Origin of the sequence: Chryseolinea soli (genome assembly GCF_003589925.1) — a bacterium.
GTDB classification, from domain to species: Bacteria; Bacteroidota; Bacteroidia; order Cytophagales; family Cyclobacteriaceae; genus Chryseolinea; species Chryseolinea soli.
Map to the genome: position 1 here is coordinate 2,388,873 of NZ_CP032382.1, position 12,460 is coordinate 2,401,332.

Below are 12,460 nucleotides of genomic sequence, written 5' to 3' on the forward strand. Positions count from 1 at the left end.
AATCTCTATTTGCACACCTGAAGAATCTTTTTTTTATAAACCATGCCCTACTTGGGCTAGGCCCCGGATTTTGTGGCTAACGATCCCGCTTCCACCAGATCGAGGTCTGGCTTCGATTCGTCCGTGAGCTTTACCTTGCCTCGTTCCTGCCGCACCGTTCGCGAAAACAGGGAGATGTTCTTATCGAACAGGAAGCGGAAAAAGAGCCGCGTCCACGAAGCATGCGATAGCAGGGTATTGTAGAAGGTCGGTGCTTGCTTCTTCAACCGCGGCAACCGGTTCCAGGGCACCGAAGGAAAGTCGTGGTGTTCGTTGTGAAAGCCCACGTTGAAGGCGACAATATTCAAGGGACCATAGTAGCTATACGTCTCCTGATTCTCGTCCAGCGTGAGATAATGTTCCTGGATCCACCGCGCTCCCAGGGGATGAAGCCCGATCGAGAAAAAGAAGCTCGCCAGCATGAACATCAGCGCGCCCGGCCCAAAGAAATACCAGATCACAACATCAAAGGCGACCTGCACCACCCAGTTGGCCACGATCCAGCCGTCCACCGGTTTGATCTCCTTTAGCCGGACTGTTCTTGTCACCTGGAAGAACGGGAACAGCAACAGCCAGAGCGCCTTGCCAACCGTGGAGTTGCGGATCAAGCGCGCTTCCCAAAAGTCAGGAAGATCGGCATCGAGCTCATGAACACCTTGAAACGAATGGTGCTTGATATGATAACGCTTGAACGAAATCGCCGACGGGAACACATGCGGCAGGTTGGCAACGATGGCGAAGATGTTGTTCAGCGCCTTGCTGCGAAACAGCAGGTAGTGCGAACATTCGTGGATCATGACGAAGAGCGAATGGTTCAGAAACGCCCCGACCCCGTAGGCCAGCAAGAGCACAATCCACCACGCACTGTCTTTCACCCAATAGGAAAGCCCGATCATGGTCCCTACCAACCCGATGATCGCCAGGCTGGTGAACGGATTTTTCCCCATCAGCGCTTTTACTTCCGGATGTTGCTTCAGGATCTGGAGCGTGCGGATGCGATGCGGTTCGGGTGTTCCTGAAAAATGGAAGTGGTCGTCAGACATTACAATGCTGGGTTTAGGGAAAAGGAAAGATTGGAAAAAAATCCTCATTACGCAAGCGAACATCTCCCGTGGCGCACAGGACCCCAAAATATATTCGCCATCCAGATCCAGGAGAGTAAAGATCTCCTATCGAAGCCTTCCTGCCGATTTTTAAAACTCCACCTTAAAATTGAGAACCGGAATTATACCGATGCCTGTGTCAGGATTGGGAACGATTTGATTATTGGGGCCAATCATGGACTCATAGCTAATAACATTTTTCCGGTTCGTGAGGTTTTGTATGTCGAGCGAAATAATCCATGAGTAGCGGGGATTATTTCTTCGGTACTTCAAACCAAAATCAAATCGTAAATAATAGGGCATTTGTTGGGTATAGGTATCTGACGCAACCGAATAAAGATAATGCTGCCCGGAAGGTGTAGTGCCCATTTGTTTAGGCGTGTATCGAAATCCGCCGCGAGTAAGTGTTTTAAAGTTTATACTAAAGATATTTTGCCCGCTCCTTCCTACTTTAAAATCCTTTCCAACCAGCAAGTTGGCCTGGTACTTTGAATTGAAATACGTGTTGTAGGTTTGTCCGTTTGCAGGCTTATATTTTGAATCAAAGAGCGAACCGGTTACTAAAAAATAGTAGCGGTTAGCATAGAATTTTTCTAAGGTTACTTCAATTCCCTTATTGTAGCCCGTGCCATCATTGACGAGCGTTGAGTCGGGAATTCCATATTCACTGTTTATTCTTGAGTACGTGCTGCCCGGATTCGCCGTAACCGGCACAGCATACAGATATTGATAATAGGCTTCTATTTTTAAGCGAAGATCCTGCCAGATCGATAGATCATAGCCGATCACATGATGCATCGCTTTTGTGAGTTTCAGGTTTTTGTTATCAGCGGTAGTTCCGTCCGGGGCGGTTGCTTGTGAAAAATAAACGGATATGGGCTCCACCTTGGAATGCAATCCAAAGCCATAGCTAAAAGATGATCTGGTGCTGGCCTGCCATTTCAGTCCCAATCGCGGCTCTAATGAATAATTGTGATTCAACAGGAAAAGTGTGTTGTGTATACCAGAATTTATTTCGAATGTATTGGTCACGCGATACTTCCATTCAAAAAAAGCTTGGGCAAATCCGGTTGTCCCCTTCTGGTCGACAGCCACTCTGCTTATACCCGGATGTTGGTTTCCGTCGGCATCGATCGATGGTGGATCGAATTGCTTTCCATAAATATTAAAAAATAAGTGGCTATAAATAAGACCGGCACGAAGGGTGTGTTGGGCGTTGAGTTTATGATTGATCGTAGTGGCTGCTCGTATCGCTGGGTAGCTGTACGTACTGCTGTCGGTCATTTCACGTTCATCATTTTTCAGGTTTCCTTCCTCAAGTCTGTCGTATTGGTCGGCTACAGACACAATTGTTTTCAGGAAAGTTTTATTGTTGGGTAAGGTGATCATATGTTTCATGCCCACCACGCCCATCTTATGGTCCTCATTCTGATAGTCTCTCAGGTTCAATTCCCCGGTTGAGCTTATTCCTCCAATTCCAAAGAGAGAAATAGTTCCGGCTTTTTGGGTATCGAAATGAATGTTAAAGTTCACATCCTGAAAAATGGGTGGCTTCTGGCCTTCATCCAAACCTAGCAAACCCAGGTTATTTAAAAACTGAAGATTGCCGTACCGGTAGTTGAATAAGTAGGATATTTTATGATCCCTGCCCAGCGGGCCTTCCAATGAGATCTGTGAACCAATCATGCCGACCTGGATTCCATATTCACGCTTATCGGCGTTACCCTTTCGGAGATTGAGATCAAGTATACCCGAAGTCGAGTTTCCATACTCGCCTGGGAAGGCGCCGGTAAAGAAATCGGAATTGGCGAGCACATCGGAGGAGATGATGCTGAAAACTCCTCCTCCATCACCCTGGCCATTATTAAAATGGTTTGGATTGGGTATTTCAATTCCTTCGAGTTTCCAAAGAAGTCCCAAGGGGGAATTCCCCCTGATCACAATGCTATTACGGGAGTCGTTGGTAGCCATAACCCCGGCAAAGGCGCTTACCATGCGGGCAGGGTCATTATACCCGGCAGCATAGCGGCTGGCGTCCTCGGTTGTAATCTGCCGTGCGCTCACCGTGGCCATCGAGTTCAGCGGCAGGTCTTTGTCCTGATCGGCCTTAACAACAACCTCGTTCATCTGCATCACCGATTCGCGCATTTCAATATTCAGAAGCGTTTCCTTTCCCGAAATGACCGAAAGATCGGAAGCCGTAAATTCTTCATAGCCGACATAGGTGAATTTAAGACTTTGCCTGCCCACCGGCACTTTGAACGAGAACATACCATTGGCATCAGACACTGCGCCCAGGAGGGGCTGGCTATTGATCAAAACAATGCTGACGCCAATCAAAGGAACCTTACTTTCTTTATCGATGACCTTGCCTTTGACGGTTTGGATCAAAGTTTTATGGCTTTGTATGGCCTCGGGCTCTGAATTTTTTTTTGAGAGTAAAATGTTGTCGTCAATCACTTTGTATGCGATGCCGGCAGGATCGAATATCACCGGTAAGAGTTGAACGACGGATTGCCGGGTGGCAGTGACCGTAACTTTCTTTTCTTTCAACAAGGTTTCAAGCTCAACATCATATGAAAATCTATAGAGGGTTTGTTTTTTTATAGCTTCAATGACATGGGCTATCGGAACATTCTTCAGGTTTAGGGTAACGGTGTCGCGTTGAGCAAAGGTGTTGATCGTTGTTGCCGAGATAAGCAACCAGATAAAAATACAATACCGCATGATTATTTTCTTTGTGGCTTTTTGATGCATTTAAACGACTTACAATACGGTAATAGAAATTTCTTTACCCTGCACGGTGTACCGGATGGGCGCAATGAACCCCAGCATTTCCAAAACTTTATCAATGGACTGACCTTTTCGGAAACTGAAATTATAGGAGGTTTGCTTGGCCTTCGGGTCGTTGATTGTAAAATGAACCTGGTACAATTCGGAAAGCTTTTGCGTGATATCGCCAAGTGTGACATTGGTAAGGGAGACCAATCCATAACGCCAGGCCGTATAGTGTTCCGTATCCACGGCTTTGACCGATAAATACTGACTGGTTTTGTCATACTCTCCCATTTGCCCAGGGGTCAGCACGGCGAGGTTATTCCCCTGCTTATTTTGAATGACCACTTTTCCTTCCACGAGGGTGGTTTCAGTCTTTCTATCCGAAGCATAAGAACGCACGTTGAATGAAGTTCCCAATACGCGTACCTGCACGTTGTCCGTTTGTACTTTGAAAGGATGAAGTGAATCGTGCGCAACTTCGAAATACCCTTCTCCGGTGAATTGGACAATTCTTTCAACGCTTGAAAATTTCTCAGGATAGGTTATGCTGCTGTTGCTGTTAAGCCATACCCTGCTGCCATCACTTAACGTGACAAACTTGCTGCTATCGGTTTGAGCTATTGACACCGTAATTAACCCGGGAGCTGTGTACAGATGATGATAAGTTGTATAGAGAGCAGGCAATGCGAGCGCGAAAATGAATATGGCCGCATATCTGGCGAGCCGGAGATACACTTGTTTTCTTCTTCGCGATTCAGCAAGGTGGATGTTCCGGTGAAGATCTATCGTTGCCTTGTTCAGCTGGTCACCCGTGCCGAAATGCTTTACGCGACGGTAATTCCATAAGGCCTTGTATTCAAAGAAGCGCTTTTTGTTTTCAGGTGACTGCTGCAGCCATTCGAGGAACAAAGTTTCCTCCTCCGGGGAGCATTCTCCCTGCAGGTACTTCATCATTATTTCTTCATCCATTGTCGTCTTGGTTTCTTGCTATAATACCAGTAAGACAAAGCAGAAATCAAAAACTTCTATACGATTTGAAAAAAAATGATACTTTTTTTTAGAAAGGACTAAGGATGGGATTTGTTTAAATGAGGAAGGCAAGGAAAAACAGTGTCAACTTCGCGTGCAAGAGTTGCCGGAGGACCTTTAAAGCATGATTTATGTGTTTTTCAACCGTACTTTCCGAGATCTCAAGCAATTGGCTGATCTCCTTGTTTGGCATGTCTTTTATGTAACTTAATGTAAACACTTCACGACACTTCTGGGGAAGGCTTTCAATGGCCCGGTCAATTTCATTTCGAAGATCATCCATGTATAATTTACGAATGGTCTCGTTTTTATCGGGGTCAAAGAAACTCAACTGGTAAGCTCTAAGGTCATTTTCAATATGCCGGTGATTGATGGAAAGCATCTTTTGCCGATTGATATAATTTAAACACCGGGTATAGGTGGCTTTAAACAGATAGGCTTTTATAGAAGTATGTATGCTAATGTTCTCCTTATTTTCCCAAACATAAACAAACACTTCCTGGACAATATCTTCAGCGGCCTCTTCGTCTACAAAAAGACAGGCATAGGCGCTGAGATTTGGGTAGTGGTCTCTAAAAAGACAAGTGAATGCCGCTAAGTCAATTTTAAAGGGATGTATTTTATTGCCTTCTGACATTTTATGCGCTCAATTATTCAAGCTGCACAATAACGAATCAATATGCAACAACGCGTTCTTCAGCATGCAATAAGTTTTATTTTTTTTCCGCTCACTGAAAGCCCGTGATTCCTCAAGAGATCCAGGACTTACTAAAGGACCGATTGATTATGTGTTCGAACAATGGGTAAAAGTCCCTGGTTGTGGTGATTGTATGCTCGCAAGCGCTTGACTATATTTATTGTATAGAGCCCATCTATTCTGCGCAGGCAGAGAGATGGGCTTTTGCATTCAAGAGTTTTCATTCTTGGTGCATGTGTGTGCTTGAATGTTGTCAGAAAAAAAATAACCCCTCAATACCATGGCACTAGGAGATGGAATACGCAGAAGCATCCTGGATGTGGATGCCTCTGAAAGACTGTTGCTCAAGAATGCAATAGTAGAATTACACAACCGCCACTTTGCAGGTAGTCGTACAGATAGCCCCCCAGGTGGTGTCAGTCACTGGTTCAAACAAGATGAGATCCACGCGGCGACACATGTTCATGGCGGACCTGAGTTCCTTCCGTGGCACCGGGAGTTGGTGAACCGGTTCGAGATCATGTTGCGCCAAGTGGACTCGCGTTTGTCTTTGCATTATTGGGACTGGACCCGCGATGCATCGCCTTTGTTCACTTCAAACTTCATGGGCAGTGGTAGTGGCGATGCCGGTGATCCCTGGTTAGCCGCCGGAATTTATAATCCGACAGCCAGTCCCTACCGCAGTGATGACCCATTTGACACCCCAAACTATAATCCCTTCGATCCACCGCGAACCCTTTCGCGAAATTATCTCGGCGGGACATTCCCTGCCGATACCGACACGGACGTTGTCATGGCAGGGAACTATCAGAATATGCGCGATCTTTTGGAAACTGCGCATAATAGCGCGCACGGGCTCATAGGTGGAACATTGGATAATGCCCATATTTCATTTCGTGATCCGTTCGTATTTCTGCTGCACTCAAATGTTGACCGCCTCTTTGCGCGATGGCAAACCGATCCGGCCCACACCGACCGTCTTGATCCGAACCTGGTGTACGGTTCAGAGTCTGCGGCTATGAATATTTTGGTGGAGCCGTGGTCAACCGGTCATGGATCTTTTCATGACATACGTCCATGGACAGCCCCGGAGAGCATGGGTGAGCCACACGACTACAAACATCTTTCGGTGGTCACACCGCCGTGTTATGATACCAACTTCACCAATGTCGTGCGGGCCATTGTTCTCACCAGCGGGTCGCCGCCGATCATTCAATTCAATGATGTACCCGAGACCGAGTCCGCGATGCGGGCGGCGACCTTCCGTGTCTATGGTTGTGGGACGGCGACGTTTCGCGTTAAGGCCACCACCCCGGTGACACCGCCGTTTTCCATTCTTCAGCCCGCCACCGGGATATTGGAAATGGATCATGAGTCCGTTCCTTATCGCGACGGTAGGATCTGGTTTCTTTTTACAGCAGGAGCCATGGCACCCGTAGCGGACGAGAACATCACCATTGAATGTGTGGAGAGCGGACAGGAATTTAATTTTATCCTTCGCGCCAACATCATTGAAAAGCCGACTGTGGCCGTTGCGTTGGCGATGGATCAGTCGGGCAGCATGAATGATCCGGCTGGAACGTCGGGCATTTCGCGTCTCAATGTTTTAAAGGATGCCGCCTTGAAATTTGTGGAACTCATCGGGCTTGGCCATGGCATCGCCATCATTCGATTTGATCACGATGCCTATCCACCGAACGATGCCACATGGCCGGGTCTTCCGATAACGAAGATCAATGATGATACGATGTTTGATCCCGGTCGCATATTAGCACGAAATGCGGTTACCGCGCATGCCACGAATATCGATGGCTGGACCTCTGTGGGTGACGGGCTGGTAGAGGCAAGGAATCTGCTGATCGGCATTCCGCCGGCTGACTACGACTTTAAGACCCTCATCGTTCTCACGGATGGTCTTGAGAACCGTGAGCAGTGGCTTGCGGATGTGGGTGGTTCGATCGACAGCCGCACCTTTGCCATTGGCCTTGGCAATGAAACCCAGGTGAACACGCTGGCGCTTCAGACGATCGCCAACGGTACGGGTGGATACCTGTTGCTTACCGGTTTGCTCTCTTCCAGCATCGATGATTATTTCCGGTTAAGCAAATACTTCATCCAGATCATGGCGGGAGTAACCAATAATAATATCATTCTGGATCCTAACGGGTACATTTCTCCCGGTACTACGATACGGATTCCATTTTATGTTTCGGATACCGATATCGATGCTACCACGATTTTGATGACTGATTATAATGTTGTTGATCTTATGGTGGAAACACCTTCGGGAGATGTCATTGATGCGGGTAATGCAGCCGGTTTAGGAATCACCTATAACGTCGGGGCCAGGACGCGGTCTTACAAATTCACGCTGCCGGTTGCTTTTGCAACCAATAATCACGCGGGACAATGGTATATCGTCCTTCGCGTGAACAAAGTCGAGTGGGATCGATACAAGCCTAATACTAATGCGACCACGGGCGGTCAGGGGCCTGGAGCTGCGGGCGCGCGATACAGCGTAGTCGTTCACACGTTCAGCAATTTGAGGATGAAGCCACGCATTGACCAGAGCAGTCTTGAGCCGGGTGCCTCGGTGAGCTTACGTGCAAACCTTACGGAATATGGTATTCCCGTCGAGGGGAGGGCCAGGGTGCAAGTGGAAGTAAAACGTCCTGACAATAGTGTCGTTCCTTATGCGCTTGCGGAAGGTCCGGAAGGTAATTTTGAGAACACCTTCCAGGCGAACATGACCGGCATCTATAATTGCCGTTTCATGGCGAGCGGAACAACGTTGCGTGGCAAACCCTTCACCCGCGAGCAAACCCTCACGGCAGCCGTATGGAATGGAGGTGATAGACCTACGACACCCACAGGCAACGAAAATGAAGGAGGAAGACCTGGCAATACAGGACCGGGTAGAGGCGATGACAAGAAGGATTGCTGCAAGACACAGGTGCGGCTAATGTACTTCTCGCTATTCCTGTTGCTTTTGATTGCTATTATACTTTGGATAAAACTTTGATATCGCAAGAGTGTATGTGGTTTCACATAGCCTGTAGCGACTAGGTTGGGATGTGACCGGGGCACGATTTGTGTTCCGGTTGCTACTAATTCGCGGTGAATATTCCAGACAGGTCCTGGCGTTGTGATTATAATGATCTAGTGTCCACTTGTTTTTAACACTACTCCATACTTCTTATCGCTAATATTAAATTCCTTTTTAAGGTCTTTCTTATATATCACCCTTATGTCTAGCAAATTATTTTTGTCAATCTTATAGAGTTCCGCTTCTATATTTTCTGTCAGAATTTTGCCGTTGAGAATGTAAGCTATGTCGGCATCATTATCCTTCGATTTAATGACTTTTGAATACTCTGCAGATTTTGAACCAAACAACTTACTGTATTTTTCTCTCGCAGCTTCCTTCGTCGTGAGATAGACTGCCCCATTCTTTCTTCCTTCTTCGCCAACCAATTTGACGGCGTCGTCACCCTTGTACACCGTAATGAAGGCAAATTCATTTGGCTGATAGGTCGATTCTAAATATCGCTGGTTTACGCGTATGCTATCAACAAAAAGCACGGGTTCGTTTGGATTGAACAGTTCAATTTTAGCATTGCTTTTATGGAGTACCTTATAGCACGAAAATACAAGGTCGATGGCATCGACGGGCTTGTCGAGATAAAACGCCTCATTAATCGGGAATTGAGGTTTTATATTCTTGTCGATCTTTACATAGAATGAAATGGTGTCATTGGAAAAATTCCAGTAATCAGAGCATCCTCTCGATCCCCATTTATCTATAAATTTTGGATAAATTTTGAAAACATCTTTAAGCGTCAGATTACTCATGTCGACGTATGCCCCATTGGGTAAGCTTCCTTTAAAATCTTTCGTTAGCCGGATCTTGCTTACATAGTCACTGGTTTGCTCGGTTTGAAAGATCAGTCCGGAATATTTTTTAGAGGCGTATCCCTTCCCACTCTCATATCGTGAATCTTGCCCGTAACAGTTTTTGGGAGAGTCCATTTCTTCCACTTCAACTTGCGAAAAATCGGAAGATAATGTCCGCAACTCATGTAACGTGGTTTTGCACAGGCAAAAATCTGAAATAGTTATTGCTTTATAATTAATCACATCCGACTTGCTGTTATCTGTTATCTGCGAATGGGATGGAATCACCATGAATGTCATGAAGATGATCAGAGGAACGTAAGTCGCTTTCATTTTTATTATAAGTTTTTAAAGCCGCGCCATTGGTTAATAAAACGATCGGCGTAAATAAAAGCAAAATTCAATACTTTAACGAACCGCCTCCACCTTTTCAAACCGGTTGTCAAACCCAAGCAGGTTACTGATCCCTTTTACACAAGGCTGGTTTTCATCACTCCAAACGAATGCAAAACCCCACGAATCTTTTGAAAACACAAAATTTCCGAGGTCTGAATTCACGACAAACTGTATCTCATCATTCATCCAAAGATCTACGGTGCTTTCAAGTTTTGGATGGAAGTTTTTAATGGCATCCAAAAAGTCAGACAGAAATTCTTCCCTTTCTGCACCGGTAATAAATTCGATCAGCATTTTATCCGAGCCATAGGCCGGCCGAAAAGAAAACTTATACCGGGTGTCGTTCGGTAAAGGCATAGTGTCATTTAGTATAATGATGTTGCAGCGCGATGGCGCTACGGGAAAGATAACAGATTTGAACCGCCTTTTTTATCCCTCGCAAATACTAAACCCCGTTTTGGCAAAACCAAAAGTAGATTTGGATAAATCGCTTTGCCGGGCACGAGCGAATTTTGTTTCAACAAAAAAATGAAACATATGAAAGTATTTGTCACAGGAGCCACAGGCTTCATTGGTACCGCGCTCGTCCAGGAATTGACCAAAGCCGGTCACCGGGTTTTAGGGCTTGCCCGCTCTGCTGCTTCGATTGAAAAACTTAGAGCCGCCGGCGCCGAAGTTCAACAGGGCGACCTGGAAGACCTGGATAGTTTACGCGCGGGAGCGGCGGCGGCCGACGGGGTGATCCATGCCGGGTTTGTACACGACTTTTCCCGCTTCGCAGAAGTATGCCAGATCGATAAAGTGGCGATAGAAACTCTGGGCGCAACACTAGCCGGCTCCAATCGCCCGTTTATCGTTACGTCGGGAACGGCACTCGTCAACCAGGGTGTTCTGGCCACCGAAGAGATGACCAGCGAGCATGATCTCACCCGGATTCCGCGTGTCTCAGAATCTTCGTTGGATCCTTTTACATCGAGAGGCGTGCGCACAGCCATTATTCGATTAGCGCCATCTGTTCACGGCGAAGGTGATCACCACGGTTTCATACCGACACTGATCAACATTGCCCGGCAAAAAGGTGTTGTCGCTTATATTGGTGAGGGTCTCAATCGCTGGAACGCGGTGCACCGGCTGGACGCTGTGCACTTGTATCGATTGGCTTTGGAGAAGGGTGAAGCCGGAATGAAATATCACGCCGTGGGCGATGAAGGCATCACACTCAAAACCATCTCTGAAATGATCGGCCAGCAATTGAACCTTCCCGTGATCTCCATTGCCCCGGAGGAAGCGCCCGCGCATTTCGGCTGGTTTGCCATGATGGCCTCGCTGGATTGTCCTGCCTCCAGCCAGCTCACACAAAGACGTCTGGATTGGAAACCGGTGCACCCCACTTTGCCGACGGACCTTGCCAACGGTATCTACTTTAAATGATTACGCTTATCTTGTAGTGCCATGTCAAAACAACTGATCCGTTTCAAAACCATCAGCGAATTTCACCGGATCGCGAATCTGCCCAAGCCGCAGCATCCGCTCATCACGTTGGTAGATTTGAAGATGATGGGGCGGCCGCCGGAAGGGACCTATAGCAGGGTTTACGATTTTTATTCCATCTCCCTCAAAAAGAACTTTCATCTCCCGATGCTGTACGGACAGCAACCCCATGACTTTGATGAAGGCGTGCTCCACTTCATGGCGCCGGGACAGGTGATCACCGTGACGATCAACAAAGACCAGGTACACGATCCTTCCGGATGGATGATCTTATTCCATCCGGATCTATTGTGGAATACGCCACTCGCCAAAACGATCAAACAATATGAATATTTCGGCTACGCCGCCAACGAAGCCCTGCACCTTTCCGACAGGGAGGAGGCAATGATCAGCGGCATTGCAAAAAATATAGAACATGAATACCAGGCCAATATCGACAAGTTCAGCCTGCCCGTGATCGTTGCCCAACTCGAGCTGCTCTTCACTTATGCCGACCGGTTCTATCAACGCCAGTTCATCACCCGCAAGGTGGCCAGCCATGAAATACTCACTAGAATGGAAACTTTGGTCGACGACTATTTTGCCAGCGGCATGTTGATCAAAGAAGGTCTGCCCACAGTTGCATACATTGCCGATGCCCTGCACGTATCGCCCAACTACTTAAGTGGCCTGCTCAAAAATCTCACCGGCCAAAGCACCCAGCAACACTTGCACGACAAGCTGATCGAGCTGGCCAAAGAAAAGTTATCGACCACCACATTGTCGGTTAGTGAAATTGCCTATGAATTGGGGTTCGAGCACCTGGCGTCGTTCAGTAAATTATTCAAGACGAAGACGAACCTATCGCCTTTAGAGTTCAGGCAGTCGTTCAATTGATCTAATATAAAATCCACTATAGGTTTCCTCTTGTGTAGGTATAATCCCGTAGACGAAGAATGGAAAAATTGATCGCACGGGTGTTCGCGCTTTGCCCGTAATTCTCTTTTTGGGCTGAAGATTTCTCGTTTTAAGAAAAATGATGCACCGATAGCTT

The 12,460-nt window shown here is 47.0% G+C and carries 9 protein-coding genes; 3 read left to right on the plus strand and 6 right to left on the minus strand.

Features of this window, described 5'->3' with window-relative positions; all coding sequences use genetic code 11:
• Positions 1-56: 56 nt before the first annotated feature.
• The 4 genes from D4L85_RS10360 to D4L85_RS10375 all read right to left on the minus strand — a co-directional run bounded on the left by D4L85_RS10360 (position 57) and on the right by D4L85_RS10375 (position 5,586).
• Positions 57-1,082 carry a fatty acid desaturase gene (locus D4L85_RS10360; RefSeq protein WP_119754250.1) on the minus strand — a complete coding sequence of 342 codons (1,026 nt, stop codon included), beginning with the start codon at positions 1,080-1,082 and terminating at the stop codon, positions 57-59.
• A gap of 150 nt (positions 1,083-1,232) precedes the next feature.
• Positions 1,233-3,869 carry a TonB-dependent receptor gene (locus D4L85_RS10365; protein ID WP_160143649.1) on the minus strand — a complete coding sequence of 879 codons (2,637 nt, stop codon included), beginning with the start codon at positions 3,867-3,869 and terminating at the stop codon, positions 1,233-1,235.
• Positions 3,870-3,908: 39 nt separating this feature from the next.
• Complete coding sequence (locus D4L85_RS10370; protein ID WP_119754252.1) at positions 3,909-4,889, minus strand: FecR family protein; 981 nt, start codon at positions 4,887-4,889, stop codon at positions 3,909-3,911.
• Between the two features lie 115 nt (positions 4,890-5,004).
• Complete coding sequence (locus tag D4L85_RS10375; protein WP_119754253.1) at positions 5,005-5,586, minus strand: RNA polymerase sigma-70 factor; 582 nt, start codon at positions 5,584-5,586, stop codon at positions 5,005-5,007.
• A 340-nt stretch (positions 5,587-5,926) separates the two neighbouring features.
• Between D4L85_RS10375 and D4L85_RS10380 the strand changes: the two genes are divergently transcribed.
• A complete protein-coding gene (locus D4L85_RS10380; RefSeq protein ID WP_119754254.1) occupies positions 5,927-8,668 on the plus strand; it encodes a tyrosinase family protein in 2,742 nt (913 codons plus the stop codon).
• A 137-nt stretch (positions 8,669-8,805) separates the two neighbouring features.
• Here D4L85_RS10380 and D4L85_RS10385 read toward each other — a convergent pair whose 3' ends face one another.
• Positions 8,806-9,873 carry a hypothetical protein gene (locus tag D4L85_RS10385; RefSeq protein WP_119754255.1) on the minus strand — a complete coding sequence of 356 codons (1,068 nt, stop codon included), beginning with the start codon at positions 9,871-9,873 and terminating at the stop codon, positions 8,806-8,808.
• 75 nt (positions 9,874-9,948) lie between these two features.
• Complete coding sequence (locus D4L85_RS10390) at positions 9,949-10,230, minus strand: hypothetical protein (RefSeq protein WP_228450843.1); 282 nt, start codon at positions 10,228-10,230, stop codon at positions 9,949-9,951.
• 243 nt (positions 10,231-10,473) lie between these two features.
• Here D4L85_RS10390 and D4L85_RS10395 point away from each other — a divergent pair, with 243 nt between their 5' ends.
• Both D4L85_RS10395 and D4L85_RS10400 read left to right on the plus strand, forming a co-directional pair.
• Complete coding sequence (locus D4L85_RS10395) at positions 10,474-11,367, plus strand: SDR family oxidoreductase (RefSeq protein ID WP_119758731.1); 894 nt, start codon at positions 10,474-10,476, stop codon at positions 11,365-11,367.
• A gap of 21 nt (positions 11,368-11,388) precedes the next feature.
• Positions 11,389-12,303: a helix-turn-helix domain-containing protein gene (locus tag D4L85_RS10400; protein ID WP_119754257.1), complete on the plus strand. Its 915-nt coding sequence runs from the start codon at positions 11,389-11,391 to the stop codon at positions 12,301-12,303.
• Positions 12,304-12,460: the final 157 nt, after the last annotated feature.